At 70.4% G+C, this 24,761-nt stretch carries 16 protein-coding genes and 1 pseudogene; 12 read left to right on the top strand and 5 right to left on the bottom strand.

All coding sequences use genetic code 11. The features are described from left to right. Positions 1-775: 775 nt before the first annotated feature. The 4 genes from I6A60_RS13950 to I6A60_RS13935 all read left to right on the top strand — a co-directional run bounded on the left by I6A60_RS13950 (position 776) and on the right by I6A60_RS13935 (position 10,455). Positions 776-3,160: a sodium-translocating pyrophosphatase gene (locus I6A60_RS13950; RefSeq protein ID WP_203022022.1), complete on the top strand. Its 2,385-nt coding sequence runs from the start codon at positions 776-778 to the stop codon at positions 3,158-3,160. Positions 3,161-3,761: 601 nt separating this feature from the next. Then, entirely contained in the window at positions 3,762-6,740 is a 2,979-nt protein-coding gene (topA, locus tag I6A60_RS13945) for a type I DNA topoisomerase (RefSeq protein ID WP_203022021.1), read from the top strand. Further along, entirely contained in the window at positions 6,740-9,202 is a 2,463-nt protein-coding gene (locus tag I6A60_RS13940) for an MFS transporter (protein WP_203022020.1), read from the top strand. Before topA ends, I6A60_RS13940 begins: the two co-directional genes overlap by 1 nt. Then, positions 9,199-10,455, top strand: a complete 1,257-nt coding sequence (locus I6A60_RS13935) for a DNA polymerase III subunit delta' (protein ID WP_203055628.1) — start codon at positions 9,199-9,201, stop codon at positions 10,453-10,455. Before I6A60_RS13940 ends, I6A60_RS13935 begins: the two co-directional genes overlap by 4 nt. On the opposite strand, the gene I6A60_RS13930 is transcribed toward I6A60_RS13935, so the two are convergent. Further along, complete coding sequence (locus tag I6A60_RS13930) at positions 10,452-11,723, bottom strand: FAD-dependent monooxygenase (RefSeq protein ID WP_203022018.1); 1,272 nt, start codon at positions 11,721-11,723, stop codon at positions 10,452-10,454. The genes I6A60_RS13935 and I6A60_RS13930 overlap by 4 nt on opposite strands. Positions 11,724-12,080: 357 nt before the next feature. Here I6A60_RS13930 and I6A60_RS13925 point away from each other — a divergent pair, with 357 nt between their 5' ends. Next, a complete protein-coding gene (locus I6A60_RS13925; protein ID WP_203014026.1) occupies positions 12,081-12,770 on the top strand; it encodes a TetR/AcrR family transcriptional regulator in 690 nt (229 codons plus the stop codon). A 229-nt stretch (positions 12,771-12,999) separates the two neighbouring features. On the opposite strand, the gene I6A60_RS13920 is transcribed toward I6A60_RS13925, so the two are convergent. Both I6A60_RS13920 and I6A60_RS13915 read right to left on the bottom strand, forming a co-directional pair. Then, complete coding sequence (locus I6A60_RS13920) at positions 13,000-14,565, bottom strand: AMP-binding protein (protein WP_203014029.1); 1,566 nt, start codon at positions 14,563-14,565, stop codon at positions 13,000-13,002. Positions 14,566-14,612: 47 nt separating this feature from the next. Then, positions 14,613-15,815, bottom strand: coding sequence for a cytochrome P450 (locus I6A60_RS13915; RefSeq protein WP_203014032.1), 1,203 nt, complete (start codon positions 15,813-15,815; stop codon positions 14,613-14,615). 95 nt (positions 15,816-15,910) lie between these two features. Here I6A60_RS13915 and I6A60_RS13910 point away from each other — a divergent pair, with 95 nt between their 5' ends. The 3 genes from I6A60_RS13910 (at position 15,911) to I6A60_RS13900 (ending at position 18,271) form a co-directional block, all read left to right on the top strand. After that, entirely contained in the window at positions 15,911-16,318 is a 408-nt protein-coding gene (locus tag I6A60_RS13910; protein ID WP_203014034.1) for a Zn-ribbon domain-containing OB-fold protein, read from the top strand. Then, positions 16,318-17,523 (top strand): thiolase family protein, encoded by a 1,206-nt coding sequence (locus tag I6A60_RS13905; RefSeq protein WP_203014037.1) that lies wholly within the window; start codon positions 16,318-16,320, stop codon positions 17,521-17,523. Before I6A60_RS13910 ends, I6A60_RS13905 begins: the two co-directional genes overlap by 1 nt. A 73-nt stretch (positions 17,524-17,596) precedes the next feature. Next, complete coding sequence (locus tag I6A60_RS13900) at positions 17,597-18,271, top strand: TetR/AcrR family transcriptional regulator (RefSeq protein ID WP_203014040.1); 675 nt, start codon at positions 17,597-17,599, stop codon at positions 18,269-18,271. 9 nt (positions 18,272-18,280) lie between these two features. Here I6A60_RS13900 and I6A60_RS13895 read toward each other — a convergent pair whose 3' ends face one another. Both I6A60_RS13895 and I6A60_RS13890 read right to left on the bottom strand, forming a co-directional pair. Next, a complete protein-coding gene (locus tag I6A60_RS13895) occupies positions 18,281-19,264 on the bottom strand; it encodes a hypothetical protein (RefSeq protein ID WP_203014043.1) in 984 nt (327 codons plus the stop codon). A 9-nt stretch (positions 19,265-19,273) separates the two neighbouring features. Continuing rightward, positions 19,274-20,350: a phosphotransferase family protein gene (locus I6A60_RS13890; protein ID WP_203014046.1), complete on the bottom strand. Its 1,077-nt coding sequence runs from the start codon at positions 20,348-20,350 to the stop codon at positions 19,274-19,276. A 137-nt stretch (positions 20,351-20,487) separates the two neighbouring features. Between I6A60_RS13890 and I6A60_RS43510 the strand changes: the two genes are divergently transcribed. From I6A60_RS43510 to I6A60_RS13870, 4 genes and pseudogenes are all read left to right on the top strand, one after another. Continuing rightward, complete coding sequence (locus tag I6A60_RS43510) at positions 20,488-21,702, top strand: cytochrome P450 (protein ID WP_203014049.1); 1,215 nt, start codon at positions 20,488-20,490, stop codon at positions 21,700-21,702. Between the two features lie 565 nt (positions 21,703-22,267). Continuing rightward, the gene (locus tag I6A60_RS13880) at positions 22,268-23,518 is read left to right on the top strand and encodes an ABC transporter substrate-binding protein (protein ID WP_307873672.1); all 1,251 of its coding nucleotides are present in this window, start codon (positions 22,268-22,270) and stop codon (positions 23,516-23,518) included. Positions 23,519-23,722: 204 nt separating this feature from the next. Further along, positions 23,723-23,956 carry a hypothetical protein gene (locus I6A60_RS13875; RefSeq protein WP_203014055.1) on the top strand — a complete coding sequence of 78 codons (234 nt, stop codon included), beginning with the start codon at positions 23,723-23,725 and terminating at the stop codon, positions 23,954-23,956. A gap of 18 nt (positions 23,957-23,974) precedes the next feature. Beyond that, a pseudogene (locus tag I6A60_RS13870) lies at positions 23,975-24,301 on the top strand (acyl-CoA synthetase); the annotation flags it as partial. Positions 24,302-24,761: the final 460 nt, after the last annotated feature.

The raw sequence follows: 24,761 nt of genomic DNA, 5'->3' as shown, positions 1-24,761 counted from the left end.
CCCGGCCCCCGCCCCCCCCGGGCCCCCGCCCCCCCCCCCCCCCCCCCCCCCGGCCCGGCCCGGGGGGGCCCCCCCCCCCCCCCCGCCCGGCCCCCGGCGCGGGCGGTCTCCAGGGCACCGTCGGATCGCGCCGTCGAGAAGCCGCGATCCCGGCGGCGGCCGACTGTGGCAGCACGGCTTTTCGGCGACAGCTCAGTGACATTTGCGGAAAATCCGCCCGCTGATCTTTGGTTTTTCAACCCGGTTTGCGCAGCGCGTCCGGGGAAGGCCGCTCGCCACAAAGTGGCTACGTACCCGCAGGTAGGGCCGCAGTTGGCCAAACATGTCACGGGGCGGGAGGCTCAAAAACGAGCGCACGCCGCAGACGTGTGGATAGACTCCGCCGCATCTCACGGACGGTCGCAACTGACCGCCCGTGACCCCGTTGGTGCTCCCGGTGGAGAGCGGTGGAGGTGGGGACGCAGGAGCTTCCGCTAAGAACGGCCACGCAGGCGCCGACCCGGTCGGTTCACTCGTGACGCCCCCGAAAAAAGGGCACCGCGACCCCGACTGGAGCTGCCTGCGGGATCGGTTGCAGCCGGTCCCGCGGGGCGATGTCGCCTGCGCGCCGCCACCCGCGGAAACCGCGAGTCCACAACATCCCCGAGTAACCACCCACGGCGTCGTCAGATGCGGCGCCGCGCTGTGACCGTCGGACGCGCGTGCTTCGTCGAGCGATGACGAGGTACGCGCTGCCGATCAGGCAGGGGACAAAAAGTGCAGACCGGGAGGAACCATGCCCCCGATCCAGGCCGCGGAGTCACCCGCGGGCACTGGGATCGACCTTACTGGCGGGCAACTGGGATTGGTCGCCGGTGTGGCGCTCATCGCAGCGTTGGCCCTGCTGGTGGCCGGTTATCTGGTCCGCGAAGTGCTCGCGGCAAGCCAGGGCGGCCCCAAGATGATCGAGGTAGGAAAGGCCGTCCAGGAGGGCGCCGCGGCCTACCTCAGTCGACAGTTCAAAACCCTGGCCGCCTTCGTCGTCGTCATCCCGTTCGTGTTGCTGGCCCTCCCGGCCGACGACCTGGGCGCCCGGATCGGACGGTCGGCGTTCTTCGTCGTGGGCGCGGTGTTCTCCGCACTCGTCGGCTTCGTCGGCATGTCGCTGGCGACCAGGGCGAACACCAGGACCGCGGCGGCGGCCAACGAGCGCGGTGAGAAGGCCGCGCTTCGGCTCGCCTTCCGCACCGGCGGCGTCGTCGGCATGTTCACCGTCGGCCTCGGCCTGCTCGGCGCCGCGGTGGTGGTGCTGATCTTCAAGCACACCGCGCCGCAGGTACTGGAGGGTTTCGGCTTCGGCGCCGCGCTGCTCGCGATGTTCATGCGGGTCGGCGGCGGCATCTTCACCAAGGCCGCGGACGTCGGCGCCGACCTGGTCGGCAAGGTGGAGAAGGGCATCCCCGAGGACGACCCCCGCAACGCGGCGACGATCGCGGACAACGTCGGCGACAACGTCGGCGACTGTGCGGGCATGGCGGCCGACCTCTTCGAGTCGTACGCGGTCACCCTGGTGGCCGCGCTCATTCTCGGGATCAAGGCCTTCGGCTCGCACGGGCTGGTGTTCCCGCTGCTGATCCCGGCGATCGGCGTCATCACCGCCGTCATCGGGATCTTCGCGGTGGCCCCGCGGGCGGGCGACCGGGACGGGATGGCCGCGATCAACCGCGGGTTCTTCATCTCGGCCGTCATCTCGGCGATCGGCGTCGTGGTAGTCGCGCTCGTCTACCTGCCGGGCAGCTTCAAGGACTTCCACGACCTGACCGGCGGCATCCCGAAGGGTGACCCGCAGGTCATCGCCATCAGCGCCTGCCTCATCGGAATCGTGCTGGCGGCGGCGATCCAGCTGCTCACCGGCTATTTCACCGAGACGAAGCGCAAGCCGGTCCGTTCCGTGGTCGACGCGTCCACCACTGGCGCGGCCACGAACATCCTGGCCGGCATCGGGGTTGGCCTGGAATCGGCGGTCTACTCGGCGGTCCTGATCAGCGCGGCGGTGTTCGGCGCCTACCTGCTCGGCTCCGGCAGCATCACGGTGGCGCTGTTCGCCGTCGCGATGGCCGGCACCGGCCTGCTGACCACCGTCGGCGTCATCATCTCGATGGACACCTTCGGGCCGGTCAGCGACAACGCGCAGGGCATCGCCGAGATGTCCGGCGAGGTCACCGAGGAGGGCGCGACCATCCTCACCTCGCTCGACGCGGTCGGCAACACGACCAAGGCCATCACCAAGGGCATCGCGATCGCCACGGCGGTGTTCGCCGCGACCGCCCTGTTCGGCTCGTTCACCGACACCGTCACCGAGGCACTCGGCAAGGCCGGCGTCGCGCCGAGTACCACCCGCGGGACCGTCGGCGGCCTGAACGTCGCCTATCCGGACGCGCTGGTCGGTCTGATCCTCGGGGCGGCCGTCGTCTTCCTGTTCTCGGGTCTGGCGATCAACGCTGTCGGCCGGGCCGCCGGGCGGGTCGTCTGGGAGGTGCGCAAGCAGTTCCACGACCACCCGGGGATCATGGAGGGCACCGAGAAGCCCGACTACGGCGCGGTCGTCGACATCTGCACCCGTGACTCGCTGCGGGAGCTGGTGACACCCGGCACGCTCGCCGTGATGGCGCCGATCGCGGTCGGCTTCGGTCTCGGCTACCCGCCCCTGGGCTGCTTCCTCGCAGGCGCGATCGCCGGTGGTGTGCTCATGGCCGTCTTCCTGGCGAACTCGGGCGGTGCCTGGGACAACGCGAAGAAGCTGGTCGAGGACGGTATGCACGGCGGGAAGGGCTCCGACGTCCACGCCGCCACGGTCATCGGCGACACCGTCGGGGACCCGTTCAAGGACACGGCCGGCCCGGCGATCAACCCGTTGATCAAGGTGATGAACCTGGTCAGCCTGCTGATCGCGCCAACTGTGGTCAAGTTCTCCGTCGGCCAGGACAAGAACACCTGGCTGCGGGTTCTCATCGCGATCGTCGCGCTCGCCGTGATCGCGACGGTGATCACGATCTCGAAGCGGCGCGGCTCGGCTCTCGACGCCGTTCCTGGAGGCAGCGGGACCGCGGTCTCGTCGAACGTGGTCGTGGCGACGGCGGCCGGCCAGCCGGCGACCGCCCCCGACCAGGTGAACGTCTGACGGGGACGTGACCAACCGGCAGTCCTGACCGGCCGCCAGTCCTGACCAGTCGGCGGTCCTGACCGCCGCCAGGCCAGGTGTCCGCATCCAACGACCGCCCGTCGCCGGCTCAGCCGGAGGCGGGTGGTCGTTGTCGTCGGGGGCCCCATCGGGGGTGCCCCGCCGGTCGAAGCGGCACCTCCGACGGCGCGCCCCCTGGGCTCCCGTCGGCAGGTCCGTAACCTGACCCCCAGAGCGCCGGGCCCTACTCTCGCGATATCTCGGGTTCACTGGTAGTGGTGGGAACGGGAGTCCGGCGGGCGGCCTGTGACCGGGGGGACTCGTCCCTCGCGGTCGCGAGCGTGCCACGATCGAACCTGCGCCGGGCTCAACCGGCCGGGCGGCGAGCAGCCGACCGCGACGGCGCGGCGTACCGTGCAGCACGACACGCGGCAGCCGAGGCCGCCGCGAGGACGCGACTCCCGACAACGGAGCCGGCCTACCGTGGTCGCTGACCTTCTGGCAGCGTCCCGGAAGGCCGCAATATCGATCCGGGGTTGTTCCCGGACCCCACGATGCTCACCAAACGCAGAGCCGAGCACACGCAGTACCGAGGAGACCAGTGCCACCGCGCGCGAAGACGACGGCCCGGACCCCGTCCCGGTCGTCCACACCGCTAGCCGAACCGCTCGACCTCGACGCCGAGGACGTCGACCTGGCCGAGCAGGTCGACGACGCCGAGACGTCGTCCGGTACCACCCGCGGTGGCGGCCGCCGGCGCGCACCGGCAGGCACCGGCAACCGACTGGTGATCGTCGAGTCGCCCGCGAAGGCGAAGACGATCGCCGGCTACCTGGGGCCGGGCTGGCAGGTCGAGTCGAGCATCGGCCACATTCGCGACCTGCCACGCAGCGCGGCGGACGTGCCGGCCGCGCACAAGGGCAAGCCGTGGGCCCGGCTCGGGGTGGACGTGGACAACGGCTTCGCGCCGCTCTACATCGTCACTCCGGACAAGCGCCCGCAGGTGTCCAAGCTCAAGGAGCTGGTCAAGGACGCGAGTGAGCTCTACCTCGCGACAGACGAGGACCGCGAGGGCGAGGCGATCGCCTGGCACCTGCTGCAGACGCTCAAGCCGACGGTCCCGGTCAAGCGGATGGTCTTCCACGAGATCACCCCGCAGGCGATCCGCCGCGCGGTCGACAGCCCGCGCGAGATCGACGAGAACCTCGTCAACGCCCAGGAGACCAGGCGCATCCTGGACCGGCTCTATGGCTACGAGGTCTCCCCCGTGCTGTGGAAGAAGGTCATGCCGCGCCTGTCGGCCGGCCGGGTGCAGAGCGTCGCGACGCGCATCCTGGTCGAGCGGGAGCGGGCCAGGATGCGGTTCCGCTCGGCCGACTACTGGAACATCGAGGGCCGGTTCGTCGCCACCGTCGGCCACGACGGCAAGGCACCCGACACGACGCCGCTGCCGGCGACCCTGGTCGGCCTCGACGGCCGCCGGCTGGTGACCGGCCGCGACTTCGACGCCACCGGCAACCTGACCTCGACCGAGGTGGTCCGGCTCGACGAGGCCGGGGCCCGGGGCCTCGCCGAGCGGCTGGCGGCCACCACGTTCGCGGTCCGCTCCGTCGAGACGAAGCCGTACAAGCGCTCGCCGTACCCGCCGTTCATGACCTCCACGCTCCAGCAGGAGGCGGGCCGCAAGCTGCGGTTCTCCAGCCAGCGCACGATGCAGATCGCGCAGAAGCTGTACGAGAACGGCTACATCACCTACATGCGAACCGACTCGACGAACCTGTCCGAGACGGCTCTCGCGGCGGCCCGCGAGCAGGCCCGCCAGCTGTACGGCCCGGAGTACGTGCCGGAGAAGCCGCGGGTCTACACGAAGAAGGTCAAGAACGCCCAGGAGGCGCACGAGGCGATCCGCCCCTCCGGCGACACGTTCCGCACCCCGGGCGAGGTGCGCCGCGAGCTCGACACCGACGGCTTCCGCCTCTACGAGCTGATCTGGCAGCGCACGGTCGCCAGCCAGATGGCCGACGCCCGCGGCACCAGCGCCACCGTCCGGCTCGGCGGCAGGTCCAGCACGAACGAGGACGCCGAGTTCGCCGCGACCGGCAAGGTCATCACCTTCCCCGGCTTCCTGCGGGCCTACGTCGAGGGCGCCGACGACCCGGACGCGGAGCTCGAGGACCGCGAGACGCGGCTGCCCGACGTCCGCCAGGGTGACCAGCTGGCCACCCGCGACCTCACCCCGCGCGGCCACTCGACCAGCCCGCCCCCCCGGTTCACCGAGGCGAGCCTGGTCAAGACGCTGGAGGAGCTGGGCATCGGCCGCCCGTCGACCTACGCGTCGATCATCGGCACGATCCAGGACCGCGGCTACGTCTGGAAGAAGGGCTCCGCGCTCGTCCCCAGCTTCGTCGCGTTCGCCGTCGTCGGGCTGTTGGAGGACCATTTCGGCCGGCTGGTCGACTACCGGTTCACCGCGTCGATGGAGGACGACCTCGACGCCATCGCGTCCGGCTCGTCCGGATCGACCGACTGGCTCACCCGGTTCTACTTCGGCGACGACGCCGCTGACCTGGTGGCGGCCTCGGCCACGAACGGCAAGAGCGCCGCCCCCGACCCGGGCCTCAAACACCTCGTCAGCGAGCGCCTCGGCGAGATCGACGCCCGCGAGGTCAACTCGATCCCGCTCGGCGCCGCCGAGGACGGGCTTCCGGTCGTCGTGCGGGTCGGCCGGTATGGCCCCTACGTCCAGCACGGCGACGGCCGCGCCAGCGTGCCCGAAGACCTGCCGCCGGACGAGCTGACGATCCCGAAGGCGCTGGAGCTGCTCGACGCGCCGTCCGGCGATCGGGTGCTCGGCACCGACCCGGACAACGGCGCCACGATCACCGCCAAGGCGGGCCGCTACGGCCCCTACGTCACCACCGACACCGAGCCGCCGCGCACCGCGAGCCTGCTGTCGACCATGTCGCTGGAGACGCTGACCCTCGACGACGCCCGCAAGCTGCTCACCCTGCCCCGGGTGCTCGGCGCCGGCGAGGACGGTGAGGAGATCACCGCCCAGAACGGCCGCTACGGCCCCTACGTCAAGCACGGGACGCAGAGCCGCTCGCTGGCGAACGAGGAGCAGCTGTTCACGGTGACGCTGCAGGAGGCGCTCGACCTGCTGGCCCAGCCGAAGACTCGGGGCCGGCGCAGTGCGGCCGAGATTCCGCCACTGCGCGAGCTCGGCGCGGACCCGACGAGCGGTAAGCCGATGGTGCTCAAGGAGGGCCGGTTCGGCCCTTACGTCACCGACGGTGAGACCAACGCCAGCCTGCGCAAGGGCGACGAGATCGACACCCTGACGATCGAGCGCGCCGCCGAGCTGCTCGCCGACCGGCGGGCCCGGGGCCCGGCGACCCCGCGCCGCGCCACGGCCCGGGCCGGCACCAAGGCGCCGGCGAAGGCTGGGAGCACCGCCAAGGCGAAGTCCTCGGCACGCGCGTCGTCCGCCGCCAAGGCCACGGCGAAGACGACCACGAAGACCGGCACGCGCGCGACGAAGCGGTCCGCGTCTGGCGCTGACGGCGCCGGCGAGGGTTGATGTCGACGGCGGACGAGGCGGAAGGCTCCGTTCGCCGAGCGCAGCTCGGCTTCCAGGACGCCCGCGATGACCAGTCGGGGAACGGCTCCCCCGGCCCACGGGCCGACGCGCCTTCCGGGGCGGCGCACGGCCCGGAAGGCCCGTCGGGAGCCACGGCCCCCAACGGGCGCGCCGGGCTGCCCGCCGACGGGCCGGCGGGTGCGGGCACGGCATTAGTCGAGCGGCGGGCGCGGCGGGCGGGCTGGGCGCACCGGTCGGTCGGGCAGCACCCGGTCACCAGCGTCCCCGAGCCACCGGAGCGGCGAGCCCCGGCGAGCTCGGACGAAGGCGACGTCCGCGCGGTGCTTCGCATCCCGGAGTTCCGCCGGCTGTGGATCCAGCTCGGGCTGTCCAGCCTCGGGGACTGGATGGGCCTGCTGGCCACGACGGCGATGGTCGCCGAGCTGGCGCACAGCTTCTCCGGGCAGGCCTACGGGATTGGCTCGTTGCTGATCATCCGGCTGATGCCGGCGCTGATCTTCGGCCCGATCGCGGGCGCGGTCGCGGACAAGCTCGACCGGCGCCGCACCATGGTCGTCACCGACCTGATGCGTTTCGCGCTGTTCGCCTCGATCCCGATCGTGGGCACGCTGACCTGGCTGTTCATCGCGTCGTTCCTGGTCGAGTGCGTGACGCTGTTGTGGGCGCCGGCCAAGGAGGCGAGCGTCCCGCACCTGGTGCCAAAGGAGCGGCTGGCGGCCGCGAACACGCTGAGCCTCATCACCACCTACGGCAGCGCGCCGGTGGCCGCCGCGATCTTCGCGCTGCTGGCCACGCTGGCCCGCAGCCTGGCGCCCAGCTACCCGTGGTTCCGGGACTCGCCCGTCGACCTCGCCCTCTATTTCAACGCGGTCACGTTCCTGCTCTCGGCGATCGTGATCTGGGGGCTGCGCTCGATCGGCAAGGCGCAGCGGCCGGACCAGGGCCCGGAGCCGGGCTTCTTCGCCTCGATCACCGAGGGCTGGAAGTTCGTCGGCCAGGACCGGCTGGTGCGCGGCCTGGTCGTCGGCATCCTCGGCGGGTTCGCGGGCGCCGGCTGCGTCATCGCGCTTGGCCGGCTCTACGTGCACATCCTCGGCGGCGGCGACTCGGCCTACGGCGTGCTGTTCGGCGCGGTGTTCGTGGGCCTGGCGGCCGGGATGGCGGCCGGACCGAAGCTGCTCGGCGACTACAGCCGTACCCGCCTGTTCGGCGTCTGCGTCACCGGCGCCGGCATCACGCTGGTGTTCGTCGCGATCATCCCGAACCTGGTGCTGGCCTGCATCCTGGTCGTGCTGGTCGGGATGTTCGCCGGGGTCGCCTGGGTCACCGGGAACACGCTGCTGCAGGCGGAGGTGGCCGACGAGCTGCGCGGGCGCACGTTCGCGCTGGTGCAGTCGCTGGTCCGCGTCGACCTGCTGCTGGTCCTGGCGGTCGCGCCGGCGCTGGTGGGCCTGATCGGCACCCATCAGATCCACCTCTGGGGCGAGGTCAACGTCCGCGCCGACGGCGTGACGGTGGTGCTCCTGGCCGGTGGTGCCCTGGCCATCGTGGTCGGGCTGTTCGCCTACCGGCAGATGGACGATCATTCGGGCGTTCCGGTGCTGCCGGAGCTGTGGAATGCGCTGCGCGGCCGCCGCGGGGTCCGCCGGCCTCGCCACGCCGGGCTTTTCGTCGCCATCGAGGGCGCCGACTTCAGGAGCCGGGCTGACCAGCTGGAGTCACTGCGCCGGTGGCTGCTGGAGGCGGGCCGCGAGGTCCTGGTCACCGCGGAGAGCCCAGCCGACACCGCCGAGCTGGAGGCTGCGCTGCGCACGGTGCAGCCGGACCCGGCGGCCGGGCTGCACCCGCGGACCACGGCGCTGCTCACGGCGGCGATCCACGCCGAGCACGTGGCCCGGGTGATCGAGCCGGCGCTCGCCCGCGGCGCCGTGGTGCTCACCGACTCGTACGTTGACGCGGAGATAGCCCGCCAGAGCGCCGAGGCGTGCGCCGCCCTGGACGAGCTGACCGTGCTGTCGCACTGGGCTACCAGGTCGCTGGTGCCCGACGTGACGATCCTGCTCGACGCCGAGCCCAGGAACCCGGCCGCGCCCGGCACGCGCGCGAACGGCACGCGCGCGAACGGTCATGCCGGGGCGTTCGACGAACGCGTCCGGGCGGCGCTCCTGCAGCTCGCCGATGACGAGCCGCACCGCTACCTGGTCCTCGACGGGACGGCCCCGGCCAGTGAGCTGCGCGGCCTCATCCGGCAGGCCGTCCAACGCAGGCTCACCGAGCCCGCGGCAGCCGCCACCGCCACGGACCGCGACACGGTCCACGACGACGGCACGGTCCACGACGGCGACACGGTCTACGACGCGGCGTACCCCGGCCGGGCGAACGGCGGCGCCGGCCGCCCGGGTGGCTCCGTCGACGGAGCGGGGCCTGAGGGGTCGGCGTGACCGTCTGGGACGCACTCGTCGGCCAGGACGCGGTGGTCGAGACCCTGGCGGCGGCGGCCGCCGCCGCGACGCTCGTCGGTGGCCCGCAGGGAGCGCTCGCGGCCGCCCGGGCCGGGATGACCCACTCGTGGCTGTTCACCGGTCCGGCGGGCGCCGGCCGGACCGACGCGGCTCGGGCCTTCGCCGCCGCGCTGAGCTGCGTGCGCGCCGAGGGCGCCGGCGCGCGGCCAGGCTGCGGTGAGTGCGTCGGCTGCCACACGGTGCTCACCGACACCGCGGCCGACCTGCGCACGGTGCGGGCCGAGGGGCTCTCGCTCGGCGTCCAGGACGTCCGGGCGCTGGTCCGCGACGCGGCGAGCGCGCCGACCAGCGGCCGGTACCGGATCCTGCTCATCGAGGAGGCCGACCGCCTGACCGACTCAGCCGCGAACGCGCTGCTGAAGGCGCTGGAGGAGCCGGCGCAGCGATCGGTGTTCCTGCTGTGCGCGCCCTCGGTGGACGACGTCATGCCGACGATCCGGTCCCGCTGCCGAGTGGTGGCGCTGCGGCTGCCGACCGTCGACGATCTGGTCGGGGTGCTGCGGCGCGACGGGGTCGACGAGGCGACGGCCCAGGTCGCGGCCAGGGCCGCGCAGGGCCACGTCGGCCGGGCGCGGCTGCTGGCCACCGATGACGAGGCCCGGGGCCGCCGGGCTCAGGTGCTGGCGCTCCCGAGCCGGCTCGGCCGGGTGGCCGAGTGCCTCGCGGCGGCCGGTGACCTCGTCGCCGCCGCGAACGCCGACGCCCAGACCGCGAACTCCGAGCGCGACGAGGCGGAGGCCGGCGCGCTGCGCACCGCGCTCGGCATGGGCGCCACCTCGTCCGGGGGCACCGGCCGGACCAAACGTGTCACGAAGGCCGCCCCGAAGGCGAAGACGATGATGGTGCGCGGAGCGGCCGGCGCCCTCAAGGACCTGGAGAAGTCACAGAAGAGCCGGGGCCGGCGCACCGTGCTGGACTCGCTCGACCGGGCCCTGCTCGACCTCGCCGGCCTGTACCGCGACGTCCTCGCCCGCCAGCTCGGCGCGACCGTCGACCCGGTCAATCCCGACGCCACCCGTGAGATCGCGGGCCTGGCGGCCAGGGCGACGCCGGAGCGCACGCTGCAGCGCCTGGAGGCGGTCCTCGCCACCCGCGACGCCCTGGCGGCCAACCCTGGGCTGGTGGCCCAGCTCACCGTCGAGTCCCTCGCTCTGACGCTCCGCGAGCCCTAGCCGGCGCGGGTCAGCTCGCGGGCGCGGCGGCGGTCGCGCAGCCAGCGGCCGCCCGTGCTGGCCTCCCGGCGCACCCGGCGCACCGCCGGGACCTGGTTCGACCGCAGCACCCGGCGGCGCAGCGGCTGGATACCGCCGCCATGGCGGGTGGACAGCGCCGCGGCGACCGTCAGCGGATCCGGCCCGCCACTACCGTCCTGCGGGCTGGCCAGCTCGCGGTCGAAGAGATCGTCGATCCGCTCGAACCAGTCCGACCCCCTGCGCGCATGCGCCTGGACCCGGCCGAGCGCCTTGCGCCCGGCGAGGTCGAACTCCGTCAGCGCCGCCGGAAGGTCGCCGTCGTGCTTGCGCAGGAACCGGGCGAGCATGACGGCGTCCATCATCGCCAGCGCGGTTCCGGACCCGAAGGTGAAGTGGGTGGTGTGCGCGGCGTCGCCGATCAGCACGATGTTGTCGTGCCGCCACGAGCGGTTGCTGACGTGGGTGAACCGCTGCCAGTGGGCCGGCCGACTCGTGTCTCGCTCGCCTTCGCCGCCGCCGAGGAGCCGGTGGCCGGCAAGCTGGCGATCGAAGATCGTCTCCAGCAGGTCACGCCCCGCCGCGTCGTCGAGTCGGTCCAGACCGAGCCCGGTCCAGGTCGTCGGCGCGCACTCGAACACGCAGGTGCCGACATCCGACGCGGACGGGTAGGCGTGGAACCAGATCCAGCCATGTGGCGTCCGCTGGAACGCGAACCGGAAGTCCGTGAACCGCTGGTCGGTACCCAGCCAGATGTACGGGTTCTGGCCCTCCTCGAGGCGGGTGCCGAAGACGTCCGCTCCAGCCAGCCGCCGCACCTGGCTGCGCCCGCCGTCCGCCGCCACGACCAGGTCGTTCTCCGCGCACAGGGCGTCCAGCTCCGCCGCGTCGACAACCCCCTGGTGGTAGCGCAACCGGACACCGAGCTCGGTCGCGCGCCGCGCGAACAGGTCGAGCAGGACCGCCCGCTGGATGCCGTAGCCGTGGCCAGGCAGGTAGGCCGTCCGAGTGCCGACGGCGAGCCGGTGCTCCTGCCACAGCGCCGCGGCGTCCCGCACTGCCAGCGCGCCGACAGGGTCGTTGTGGAACATCAGGTCGATCAGTGGCTCCCAGTAGGCGACCCCCCAGCCGTGGGTCGATCCGGCCTGGTCCCGCTCGAGCACGGTGATCTCGTGGTCGGGGTTGCGCCTCTTGGCGCAGATCGCGAAGTACAGCCCGGCGGGCCCGCCGCCGACACAAACAATCCTCATCCGAGCCGTCGCCTTCCGTGAAGGTTCCGCCACTACGCGTCGCGTTGTGGGTACCCACTCCCGGCGCCGCCGACGCCGCGTCCCGCCGGCCGAACAGGTCTGCCGCGACGCCGACCCCGCGGACGCCGGAGGCGGTGGTCATCGAGCGACCACCGCCACCGACGGGTCCTGCTTGTGAGGCTGTCTCCAATCGAGGCGTCCACGACCTCAACGGGCGCCAGGGCCGCTGTCTTACCAGCCGCCACCCCAGCCCCCCCCGCCCCCCCCGCCCCCGCCGCCCCACCCCCCCCCGCCCCCCCCCCCCCCCCCCCCGCCGGGGGGGGGCCCCGGACCATGGTCATAGAGAGGCTTACGGTCATGGATTCCGCCGCCCCGCGCCGTCGGACTCAGCTCGAACGGCGAAACGGGTCCGAGGAGGCGCTGCTCGACGCGGCCGCCGAGTTGGTGGCCGAACGCGGCGTCGAGGGTGCCTCGCTGGCCCGCATCGGGCAGCGCGCCGGCGCGAGCCGCGGGCTACCGACCCACCACTTCAGGTCGAAGGACGCCCTCGTAGCCCGACTCGCCCACAGGGCACAGAACCAGATCGACGACGCGGCCTGGGCCGCTGTCGAACAAGCCGGCCACTCCGTCGAGGACCTCTGCGGGCTCGACCTCGTGCGCGCGACGGTCGACGCGTACCTCAAGCGGTTCGAACACCCCAGCAGCGCCGACCGAGCCCTGATCGTCATGTGGGGCGCGACCTTCCCCGCCGCGGCATCCGTCGAGGGAATGCTCGAAGCCGACCGACGCAGCTACGAAGGCTGGGCCGGACTGATCGAACAGGGCCAGCGCGACGGCTCGATCAGAACTGACCTCGACCCCCGCACCGCGGTAGTCCTGCTCCAGGGACTGATCCGCGGCGTGGCCGCGACCTTCCTCACCGACGCCCACCTCACCGAGAAACGCCAGGCCCGACGCGCCTGCAGGACATGGGTCACCTCCGCCCTCGCACCGCACCGAGATCCCGCAACCAGCGCACCCGACGCGCCCCGGTCGATCCACCTATAACGCCCACCCGCTCGAAGAAACGAGGCTTCGTTGGCAGCCGCCTATCCGGACGTTTCGCGATCAGGCTCAAACCGCTGATCCGCAAGGGCAACGAGGACAACTACGGCGTTAGGCGGCGAGGCGGGCAAGCCGACGTCCTGTTCGGTCCTGAGCCGACCGGACCAGCCAAGTGGATCCATTTGAGCCAGATACGACCTCGCGCGAAGAGCGTGCGGGCAGGAGTTTCTCGTTAGCCGACCTTGCGTTCGGTGTCGCCCCAGTAGGCCTGGCGCAGCGCTTTCTTGTCGGGCTTGCCGACGGCGGTCAGGGGGATGCTGTCGACGAGGTCGATGCTTTTCGGGGCGTAGTGCGGCCCCTTGGCCGCACGGACCAGGGCGATGAGTTCGTCTGCCCCGATGGTGGAGCCGGGGCGCAGCACGACGATCGCCTTGACCGCTTCGCCCCATCTCGGGTCGGGGACGCCGATGACGGCGGTCGCGGCGACGGCCGGATGCGTTGAGAGGACGTCCTCGACCTCGCGTGGGAAGACGTTGAAACCGCCGGTGACGATCATCTCCTTCTTGCGGTCGACGATCGTGAAGAAGCCGTGCTCGTCGGCGCGGGCGACGTCGCCGGTGTGCAGCCATCCGTCGCGGAGCGCCTCGGCGGTCTGCTCGGGCTGGTTGAGGTAGCCCTGCATGACCAGCGGCCCGCGGACACAGATCTCGCCGGGCTCTCCCTGGGGCACCTCGTTGCCGCGGTCATCCAGCAGCGCGACGTGCACCCAGGGGACGGGCCGCCCGCAGCTGGCGAGCCGGCCGAGGTCGTCGGGGTCGTGTTCCTCCTTGCGCAGGACGCACACCGTCTGTGGTGACTCGGTCTGGCCGTAGAACTGGAAGAAGACCGGGCCTATGGCGCGGATCGCCTCCTGCAGTCGCGTCGGGGACATTGGCGACGCGCCGTAGAAGATGGTCTCGAGGCTGGCGAGGTCGGTCTCCGCGAGCTTGGGGTGGTCGAGGATCGCATAGATCATCGAGGGCACCAGCATCATCGAGGTGATCCGGTCGCGTTCGATCGACTCGAGCACCGCTCCCGCGTCGAACTTGGGCAGGACGACCAGCGAGCCGCCGCGCAGCAGCACCGGGATGAAGAACGCTGCTCCTGCGTGGCTCAACGGCGTGCAGACGAGGTGGCGGACGTCGTCGGGCCACTGCCACTCGGCCACCATCGTCTGGACCATCGCGGCGCTGCCCCGGTAGGAGGCCATCACGCCCTTGGGTCGGCCGGTGGTGCCGCCCGTGTAGGCAAGGGCACCGATGCCCTCCGGGTCCAGGACCGGCGCCCGGAGCTCCTGAGGCTCGAAGGTGTCCGCCAGCGCGACGAGATCCTCCCCGATGGCGCAGGGTCCGAACGACAGGAGGCGCTTGAGGGTCGGGACGCGCGCCGCGAGCTGTTCGACCCAGTCGCCGAGGGCCGGGTCGAACACGAGCGTGTCGATCCCGCCGTCGGTGAGGACGAACGCGTGGTCGTCGAGGGAACCCAACGGGTGCAGTGCGGAGTGGCGGGCGCCTGCGAGCATGTAGGCGCCGAAGGCGTAGAGCACCTCGGGCCGGTTGCTGGACAGCATGGCCACACCGGTGCCCTGGGTGATCCCGGCCGCGAGGTACGCCTGGTGGAACTGGCTCATCCGATGTCCGAGCTGGTTCGCGGTCAGGACGTCGTCGCCGAGGTAGACCGCGGGCCTGTGCCCTTGCCTGCGAAGTGCCGAGACAAGAAGGTTGGGCAGGAACACCCCGGTGTGCGCTGGATCGACCACGTGATCTCCTCCTGGGCTGGGAGCACTTCTTGTCGATGAGGTGGACCTCAGGCTGCGGTCGGTGTGAACCGGATGCGCACCTGGTCATAGGCCCTACCAAAGGTGGACGGCATGATCGTCGACTCGGCGGGGTCGACGACCTCCCAGTCGGGCATGCGCCGCAGCAGTTCTTCGAACATGACGCGGATCTCCAGCCGGGCCAGGTGCGCTCCCAGGCACACGTGGGTGCCGAAACCGAAGGCCAGGTGGTGGTTGTGCTCGCGGGTCACGTCCAGCAGTTCGGGGGCGGTGAACTCGCGTTCGTCGCGGTTGGCCGCGCCGTAGAGCAGGAGTAGCTGGTCACCGGATTTGATCGGCTGGCCGTGCAGCTCGTGGTCGACCGTGGCTGTCCGGCGCATGTTCAGGATCGGCGAGACCCAGCGGATGAACTCCTCGACGGCCCGGTCCCTGAGCAGCTCCGGGCGCTCGAGGAGCAGGCGGCGCTGCTCCTGTCGCAGGGCCAGGTCGCGGATCAACGAACCGATCACGGTCCGGGTCGTCTCCGCGCCACCGTCGAGGACCAGGATCGTCTCGTTCAGGATGTGTTGGGTGGTCCAGCCCTCCCGCTGGGCCCACAAGGAGATCAGGTCGTCCTGGGGGTCCGCGCGCCGGGCCGTGATGAGTTTGGTCGTCTCGATGGCCCAGTCGGTGAACACCGGTGCGATGCCCGGGTGGGCGACGTGTGGCGGGCCGTCCGGTGAGGTCTGGCCGGACAGCAGCATGACCTGCTCCGACCAGTGCCGGACCTTGGGCCACATCTCCCGCGGGTAGCCCAGCAGGTCCGTGATCACCATCGCGGGCAGCCGAGAGGCGATCGCTTCGATCGCCTCACACTCCCCCAGTGGCGTGACCTCGTCGAGGATGCCGGTGACGAGCCGGCGGACGTGCTCCTCGTGGCCGCGGGCCGCCCGCGGCGTGAAATGGCGGAGCACGATCGCCCGCTGCTCCTGGTGGGCCGGGTCATCCATGTTGATCATGGAGTCGTCGTCGCGCTGATCGAGGTGAGGGCGGGTGCCGGCGGCGGACGAGTAGGTCTTCCCGTCTTTCTCGACTAGGCGGACGTCCTCGTACCGCGAGATGACCCACAGCTTCTGGATGGGATCCCAGAACACTGGAGCTTCGTCGCGCAGCCAGCGGTAGGACTCCCAGGGGTCGACGTAGAACTGCGGGTCCAGCACGTTGATCCGGTTCGGCGCCGCGACGACTGCCATGTCCACCCCTCTGCTATAACTGGAGTCTAAGTCCAATAATAGTACCTCCGCGGCGGCGTCGGTCTCTGCCGCGACGGCGAGGGCGAGGAGCAGCCATGGCGAGGCTTCCGTTCGTGAACTACCTCAGGCTCGGGGACCCGCCGGTCCTCGTCGTCCAGGCGTGCAAAGCGTGCGGGGCTCGGTTCTTCGACCGCCGAAACGCCTGCGCATCCTGCGGAAGCGACGCCGGGTTCGACCAGGTGGAGGTGGCGCGAGAGGGGGTCGTGCGCACCTTCACGATCGTGTCGTTCGCCGCGCCGGGCGTTCCGGTCCCCTACGTCAGCGGGATCGTCGACTGCGAGGGGACGACCGTCCGGGGCAACATCGTGAACATCGCAGCCGATCCCGAGCACGTGCACGCCGGGATGAAGGTGCGCCTGACGATCCTCTCCCTTGGCACCGACGCCGCGGGGACCAACGCGGTTGGCTACGGGTTCGAGCCGATCGAGAGCGGGGCGGCCTGATGGCGGAGGACGTGTGGATCCTCGGGATCTCCATGACGAAGTTCGGCAAGCACGCCGGTAAGGACGCGCTGGACCTCGCCTCCGAGGCAGCCCTGGCCGCCCTGCGGGACGGCGGCGTCACCATCCACGACATCGGCGTGCTGGCCGCAGGCAACCTCATGGGTGGGGCCGGCGGGATCGGCCAGAAGCTGCAGAAACAGATCGGGCAGACCGGCATCCCCGTCTTCAACGTTCTCAACGCCTGTGCCACCGGCGCCACGGCGCTGCGCGCGGCCATCCTGTCGGTGAAGGCCGGCGAGGTCGACACAGGGCTGGCGGTCGGCGTGGAGAAGCTCTCCGGCGCTGGCCTGCTGCCCAGCACCCAGCGCGCCGAGGGCGCGGCCTTCGAGTCACAGGGGCGGCTCGGCGCGCTCGCCCCGCTCGACGGCCGCCTCGGCACTGACGCCGTGCCCGGGATCTTCGCCCAGATCGGGTTGCAGTATGTCCACGAGCACGCCTACGCGGGAGCCCCCCTCGAACTGTTCGCGAAGATCAGCGAGAAGAACCACGCCCACTCGACGCTGAACCCGCTCGCGACCTACACCAGCCGCCTGTCCCTCGAACAGATCATGAACGACATCATGATCGCCTATCCGAACACCCGACCGATGTGTTCGGCGAACTGCGACGGCGCGGCCGCGGCGGTCGTCGTCTCCGACAGCAAGCTGAAAACCCTCTCCCTCGAGCAGCGCCGACGAGCGGTGAAGGTCTCGGCGTCGATCCTGACCTCGGACCCCTGGCAGGAGGCGTGCCAGGTGCTCCCGGACGTCAACACGCTCACCAGGCAGGCGGCCAGGCAGGCCTACGACCAGGCCGGCGTCGGCCCCGAGGATCTCGACCTCGTGGAGCTGCACGACTGCTTCGCGACCGCGGAGCTCGTCCACTACGACAACCTCGAGCTGTGTGAGCCCGGGGGCGCGGCCGAGCTGTTCCTGTCCGGAGCGACGTGGCGCGACGGCTCACTGCCGGTCAACGTCTCCGGCGGCCTGGAATCCAAGGGACACCCCATCTCGGCGACGGGGATCGCCAACATCTGGGAGGTGTGTCACCACCTGCGGGGTGAAGCGGGCCAGCGCCAGATCGACGGCGCCAGGGTGGGCCTGGCCCACGTCATCGGGCTGGGATCGGCCTGCGCCGTCCACATCCTCGAGAAGAGCGCGCTCTGATCGCTACGATGGCGTCGATCTCTCTGCCCGGAGCAGGTGACCGCGTCGGAACGTACCGAGGGAGAATGCTCGCGTGCCCCGCTCCCGCCCGTACGTGGTGACGAGCCAGCCCGAGAAGGACAGGCCGGCTCCGCCGCGTCCTGAGGATCTGACTCGTGGCCAGCTGGAACGCCGCCGGCGGATCGTGGCAGCGGGGCTGGAGATCATACGCACGACCGACTACGAAGTCGCTCAGGTGCGCGATGTCGCGGCGGCGGCCGGCGTGGCCCTGGGCACCGTCTATCGCTACTTCCCGTCGAAGGAGCACCTGTTCGCCGCGGTCTTCCAGGCGTGGCTGCTCTCGCTCAGCGAGGAAGTCGTCCGTGACGTCGACCCGGCCCGCGAGAGCCGGGAACGGCTCACCGACATCCTCTTCCGGACCGTCCGCGCCTTCGAGCGGGAGCCCACTTTCTACAAGCTGCTGGTCATGACCACCCGGACGTCTGACCCCTACGCTCGCGCGATCGGGCAGGAGCTCGCGCACAACAGCAAAACGGTCCTCGCCGCACCACTCGTGGGGATGCCCCCCGAAAACCAGCTGGTCGTGATGCTGGCAGTGGGAGCCCTGCTCGACGTCCTGCTCGGCGCCTGGGTCAGCGGGTCGCTTGCCATCGAACAGGTCTACGAGCGGCTCAGTCGTTTCATCGGGCTGCTCCAGCTGCCGGCAGGCGAGGCTCCTCACCCCGGGCGAGGGGCCCAGCAGGCCTGACGCCGGTCGTCAGGCGGGAGACGTCCGTCGCAGGAAACGCCTGAAGTCGTGGATGCCCCAGTTGTCCTCGTCCTCGCCGACGAGGTCGACCCCGTCCATGGTCCACCGGGTCTGGCATTCCCACACCAGGAGACTGGGGTAGAGGTTGACGACGAAGCGGTTGACGGTCGTGCCCGAGATATGCGCGGTCCGGCCCTCGGCGTCGGTGACGTCGATGGCGATGGCCTCCGGGCAACCAGTAGCCGGGTCCCGGCGCAGGATGGTGCGCTTCGCCTGCGTGAGCTTCGCCTTCTCGCCGTCGCGGAACAGGATGCCGTCCAGCAGGGTGTAGTCCAGGCAGTCGCTGTCCAGGTTGCCGGACAGGAGGAAGAACCCGTCGTCCGACGTCATCGAGGTGCCCCAGGTGTAGCCCATCGAAGCGAACGGCCCGACACCCTGTCCGAACTGGGAGCGCGGGGACCAGGTCCGGTCGCGGAATCCGACTCCGTTGACGTCGATGGCCTCGCCGTCCAGGACCAGGGTCCCCCGGATCCGCCCGGGCTGATCCATGTGCGTCGCGCTGGACCCGCGGTTGGCCGGCACGACCCCTTCCCAGGTGATGTCGAGCGAGACCGCTTCGCCGTCCGGGCAGGCGAAGCCGATCTCGTACTTCTGCAGCGACTCGATCGTCTTGTAGCGCAGTCCGTTGGGGAGCTTCAGGTCGTAAAGGGGGTCCTTGGGAAAGGGAAGGTGCCAGAAGTTCTTGGCGTACCGGCAGTTCCACCACTGGTCGCCGCTGTCGTCCCAGATGTAGACCCCGGCTGAGAAGACGTTCTGGTTGGTCTGGAAGAACGGGTAGAGCTGGATGGTCAGCTTCCGGTCTGGGACGACGAGGGCGAACCAGTTGGTCTCGGTCCAGTGGTAGTCGAGGGTCGTCGGCACGTGGAATCCATCGTCCACGGTCAGGCGCTTGCCGTACCGCTTCAGGCGGTCGGACGTCGACTGGTCAGGCATGGTGAATCCTCACAGGAGGCCCAGGGCTCGTCGAAGCTCCGGGGCGGCGATGTTCAGGCGGCTCAGGTCACCGAGGCCAGAGCGGGCTCCGAGCTTGCGTGACTGCACGAGGATGCGGTGGACCTCCGCGGCCATCTTGGCGACCGCGAACGCGTACCACCAGCGCGTGCCCACGAGCGGTCGCCCCAGGAGGGTCTCGTAGGCCGTGAGCACCTCGTCGGGGCAGAAGAACGCCGGCATCGGCGTGGCGCCCATGCCCGCGAGCACCCGGTCCACGGCCAGCTGGTTCGTGAGGTCCTCCTCGGCGGGGCCGACACCGCAGAGCTCCCAGTCGAGGAGGGCCACCACCTCGAAGTCCCGGAAGATGACGTTGCCGAGTTTCGCGTCGCCCCAGGCCACCGACAGGCGCTCCGGGCGCTCAGGCAACGCCTCGCCCAGGACCTGCCACGCGTCGCTGAGGAAGGCCGGCGGCTTGTCTCCGTCGCACGCCCACGCCGTGTAGTCACGCCACTGTCGCACCCGCTCGGCCGCGGGATCAGCGTCCAGCGCCATCCCCCACCGGGTGCTCGTGAGGTACGGGAAGTGCTCCGCGACGTCGAGGCGGTGCAACGCGGCCATCGCGGTCAGCAGGGACTGCGTCATCCGGGCGCGATCGTCGGCAGTGGCGTCGAAGACCCAGCCGCCACGGTGGTAGGGGGGCGACTCGTCCGGCACCTTGCCCTCCACGCGGTCCATCGCGTAGAAGGCAGCGCCGAGGAGCCGCGGGTCCTGCTCGAGCCAGCGGACGTTCGCGACCGGCACCGTCGAGAGGTCGCGCAGGTCGCGCTGCAGGCGGAACATCTCAGCGATCGCGTAGTCCGGGAAGAGCCCCGCCTGCGTCGGTGCGGCCTGCACGACCAGGTCGAGCCGCTCCCCGTTGGTCACCAACTCGACGAGCAGGGTGTCGTTCGAGAACCCATGTCCGCTCGGAGCTTCGACGGTGAGCCGGTCGAGCCTGCCGACACCAAGGTGGGCCGCCAGCCAGGGCTCCAGGACGGCTCGCACCCGGGACGGCTCGCGCCGCTCCGTCGTCACGGCACCCGCCATCGCACACTCCTTCGGGCTCACCAGTCACAGCAGCACCAGCGAAGGCCGGATCGGCACCCCGATGCAATAACTAGTCTTGGATTCTTGTATCAGTTTAGGATGGTGTCAATCCGCCCGGGCCGCACCCAAGGAGCACCGTGACGATCGTCGACTTCGACTGGACGCCCATCGGCGTGATCGACCCGTACCCCCTCTACGCCAGGATGCGCGAGGCCGGTCGGGTGCTCCGCACTGAGCGCGGGCCCTGGCTGCTGCCGCACTACGCGGAAGTCCGCGCCGCGCACGCCAACCCCGAGGACTTCAGCCTCAGCGCCGTCGACCATGCGAAGATCATTCCGGGTCAGATGATGGGGCGGAGCCAGCCGGGCTACAACGACAACGTGCTGCTGGACGACACGGTCATCGTCCTGGACTCACCCGACCACGAACGGGTCCGCGGGGTGGTCAGGCGGGCCTTCACCCCCCGGGCCGTGGCCGCGGCGGAAGCCGAGATGCGGAAGAAGGCTCGCGCCCTCGTGGCGCCGCTCGCTAAGGGGGATGCAATCTTCGACGTAGTCGGAGACCTCGCCGCCCAGTTCCCCGGCAACGTGATCGCCAACATGGTCGGCGTCCCGCCCGAGGAGGCGCAGTACTTCCAGCGGATGTCCGACAACGCCGCCGGCATCGGCGCCGAGGCCGGCGAGCTCACCCCCAGGGAACGAGGGATGCAGCTCTATGCCCTGTTCGGCTACTTCGACGAACAGGTCGCCAAGAGGGAGAAGGACGGCCCGACCCCCGACCTGGTCGGACGGCTGGTCGAGGCGAACCAGGACGGCAGACTAAGCCACTCCGAGGTCGTCGCCTCCTGCATCATCATGATCCTCGGCGGCCACGAGACGACCATGCGGCTCATCACCAACGCTGTGCTAAGCCTCGGCCGCTATCCCGAACAGCGGGAGCGCGTCGTGCGGGACCCGACGCTCTCCGCCGCCGCGGTCGAGGAGACGCTGCGCTTCGACTCACCGGTGCAGTACTTCAGCCGAGGCACCCGACAGGACACGGTCATCGCCGGCGTCGAAATCCCCAAGGGGCAGAACCTGTGCACCATGCTGGGCTCGGCCAACCGCGACCCCGAGGTCTTCACCGACCCCGACACCTTCGACATCGGACGTGACTCCGCGGTCCAGCACATGTCCTTCGGCCACGGGGTGCACTTCTGCCTCGGCGCATCCCTCGCCCGGCTCGAAGCAAAGGTCGCCATCGAGGAGCTCCTTGCCGTGGCGCCCGAGTACCAGCTGGTGACCCCCACCGACGACCTCATTTACCCGACCAACTTCCTGCGGAGCCCACAGCACCTCGTCATCAAGAAGTGACCCGGAGACGGGCTCAGGCGCCGGCACACGCCATCCAGTGAGCTGGACGGGCTGGTTCTCGCCACCCGCTGCTTCACCGTCCGCCGGGCCCTCGCGAGCGGTCGCGTTTCTGCCCAGATTGGGCGGTGGTTCTGCTGCTGGTGCAGGACAGCTCCGGCTCGATCTCGCCGAAACAGATCCTGCCCACGCGCGCCCGTACCGTTCCGACGAGGCACGAGCAGACGTTGCCGTGCTCGACGAAGGCCGTTGCCAGACCGGCGATCGGTCACTATGGTGCATCAATATCGAAGTCGACGTCGACATAGACGTAACGATGACCGTCAGCGCCCCCAGCGCGAGCGGTCCGGCCGGTTTGCTCGTCAACCACCTGGCCTCCCTTCCCCCGACGGCCCCAGCCGGCGATCTTGACCGCACGTTCGAGACGTGGGCACCGACGTAGCACTGCTACGCCGCCGTCTTGCGACCCGTTGCCCCGATAGTCGACGCGGACCACCGCATGCGCGAACCACCGACGCCGTCAGGAAGCACATCCCGCAAAGCCACGCCGGCCTGCCCAGGAGGAACCGTGCTTTACAGACAACGGCGAGCGCTCGCCGCAGCCGCGACCGGCGCCGCGGCGCTGCTCGTCACCCTCGCCGCGTGCGGCTCGTCCAGCGGCAACGGCGCGACAAGCGATGGCAGCACGAAAAAGCCGGCCACAACCATCACGATCGGGGTCTTAACCGACGTCACCGGACCGGCCTCGTCCGGGAACAAGACCAGCATCGACGGAGTCAAAGCCGGCGTCGTGTACGCCGCCCGACAGGGCTACACGATCAAATACGTGATCGGCGATACCGCGACCAATCCCGCCACCGCGCTCTCGGCGGCCCAGAAGATGGTCACCCAGGACCACGTCCTCGCCGTCATCGCCAGCTCCGCGATCGCGCTCACCGCGACCGGCTATCTCACCGCCCACAACATTCCCGTGATCGGGATACCCGAGGACGGCCCAGAGTGGACCACGTCCAAGAACATGTTCCCCGTCACCGGTCCACTGGACCAGACGTTCGTGGCGACGACCACCGGAGCCTTTCTCAAGAAGATGGGCGTGACCAGTGTCGCCTCGATTGGCTACTCGGTCTCACCTCAGTCCTCCGAGGCGGCCAGCGCCTCCGCGGAGTCCGCCAGGCGCGCCGGCATCAAGGTCGGCTACCTCAACGCCAAGTTCCCCTTCGGTAGCACCGACGTCGGCGCCGTGGTGCTCGCCATGAAGGCCGCTGGAATCGACGGCTTCACCGGTCTCGTCGACCCCAACACCTCTTTCGCCATCCTGACCGGCCTGCACGACCAGGGCGTCGACATCAAGGCCGCGCTAATGCCCGTCGGCTACGGCGGCGACCTCACCCAGGCAGGTCCCGGCGCGATCCAGGCCGCGCAGGGCGCCTACTTCGCGCTCAGCTACCAACCCGTCGAGCTCAACACTCCGGCCACCCGACAGTTCGAAAGCGACCTGAAGGCCGCGAGGGTGACCGGCGAACCCACCCTGGCCCAGTACACCGGCTACAGCTCCGTTGGCCTGCTCGTCCGCGCGCTCAAGGGCACGGCCGCCAATCCCACCCAGGCCTCGCTCATCGCCAGCCTCTCAACCATCCACAACTGGGACGCGCTGGGCCTCTTCGGCAGCCAGACAGCGGACCCCAACGCCGATCAACCCGCCCAAGATCAGTGCCTGTTCATGGCTCAACTCGAGGGCAATTCCTTCAAGACCGTTCCGGGCGCTGAGCCCATCTGCGGCAAGACCATTCCTGGCGTCAAGGTGGCCCCCGCCTCCTGACACGAGCGGCGCAGTGGCGCGACTGTCAAAGACCGGTACGCCGGAGGGTGACATTCACACTTCCCGGCGTACCGGCGGGTCACCGAACGACGAGGCGGGCGGCATGTCGGGCACCGATCAAGCACAAGGAAACGCATCAGGAGCCGGGCGAGGAGATGGCATTACCGGCATCGTGCTCGTGCACGGCAGCCATCATACCGGCGATTGCTGGGACCTCACGGTCGCCGAGATCGAGCGACAGTCGCGCTCGTCGGCTCGATCTACGGCAGCAGCAGTCCGCGCGAGCGCATCACCTTCCTGCTCGATCTGTACAAGCAGGGCCGGCTCAGGCTATACGAGATGGTCAGCAGGACCTACACGCTCGATCAGGTCAACGGACGATACGCCGACCAGGCCGCCGGAACCATCATCCGGGGCGTCATCACCTTCCAAAACTAGACGGGACGACCAGTGAAGCTCTCTCGCGACTCGATGACCATCAACTCGGGCGGGGAGAAGATCTTCACCGAGGAGGTCGAGGCGGCGATCAGCGCCCACCCCGACGTCGCCGACGTGCTGGTCGCCTCGCGGCCGTCGCGACGATGGGGTCAGGAGGTCGTCGCGATTGTCCAGTTGCGCGCCGGCTCCGCCGCGTCTCCGGGCGATCTCGCGGCGGAGACCGCCCGGCACGTGGCCCGTTACAAGCTCCCAAAGGCCTGGGTGTTCGTCGAGGCGGTCCAGCGGACGGGTGCCGGGAAGGCCGACTACCGCTGGGCCACCAAGGTCGCGACCGAAGCGACCTGAACGGCCGGAGGGTGGCTGCCTCTCCGGAGTCGAAAAATCTGTCCTCGCCGCAGTAGACATCCGGCGCCGCCCTGGGTACAGTTCCTCTCGTAGCCAAGAGAGTCCATGGTCGCGGCAGACAGGAACTGCCACGAGCAGGACGGCGGCCAGGGAAGGCCGCCGAGCACCACCGCGACACATGCAGCAGTACCCGAGTAGATGACCCATGAGGAGAGGGGAGCAGGCACCATCAGGATCGCCCGGGCGATGGGCACTCTCGCTCGGACGCCGCGCAGGCCCCGGATTGGAAGGTGGTCCCCGGTCACGCATACGCGATCCCCGCACCCCCGCCCTCTCGGGTGGGCAGGCGGGTTCCAGAACCCGGCGCGTCTTGGCCGGTAGATGGTGGTGAACCCTCGGGGCCCCGGGGCCGCGGGGCCCCGGGCCCCCGCCGGGGGCCGGGGGGCGCGGGGGCCCCCGG

The organism is Frankia sp. AgB1.9 (genome assembly GCF_016786355.1).
GTDB lineage: Bacteria > Actinomycetota > Actinomycetes > Frankiales > Frankiaceae > Pseudofrankia.
The sequence above is the reverse complement of the archived record's forward strand: the minus strand, read 5'-3'. Positions and strand labels throughout refer to the sequence as shown.

Bases quoted from the DNA above. Each gene is read 5' to 3' on its own strand.
- I6A60_RS13915 (WP_203014032.1), bottom strand. From the start codon at position 15,815: ATGGCAGTCGTCGCGGCGCCGAACCGGATCAACGTGCTGGACCCGCAG.
- I6A60_RS13890 (WP_203014046.1), bottom strand. From the start codon at position 20,350: ATGGCGGGTGCCGTGACGACGGAGCGGCGCGAGCCGTCCCGGGTGCGA.
- I6A60_RS13950 (WP_203022022.1), top strand. From the start codon at position 776: ATGCCCCCGATCCAGGCCGCGGAGTCACCCGCGGGCACTGGGATCGAC.
- I6A60_RS13925 (WP_203014026.1), top strand. From the start codon at position 12,081: ATGGATTCCGCCGCCCCGCGCCGTCGGACTCAGCTCGAACGGCGAAAC.
- I6A60_RS13930 (WP_203022018.1), bottom strand. From the start codon at position 11,723: ATGAGGATTGTTTGTGTCGGCGGCGGGCCCGCCGGGCTGTACTTCGCG.
- I6A60_RS13905 (WP_203014037.1), top strand. From the start codon at position 16,318: ATGGCGGAGGACGTGTGGATCCTCGGGATCTCCATGACGAAGTTCGGC.
- I6A60_RS13940 (WP_203022020.1), top strand. From the start codon at position 6,740: ATGTCGACGGCGGACGAGGCGGAAGGCTCCGTTCGCCGAGCGCAGCTC.
- I6A60_RS13910 (WP_203014034.1), top strand. From the start codon at position 15,911: ATGGCGAGGCTTCCGTTCGTGAACTACCTCAGGCTCGGGGACCCGCCG.
- I6A60_RS13895 (WP_203014043.1), bottom strand. From the start codon at position 19,264: ATGCCTGACCAGTCGACGTCCGACCGCCTGAAGCGGTACGGCAAGCGC.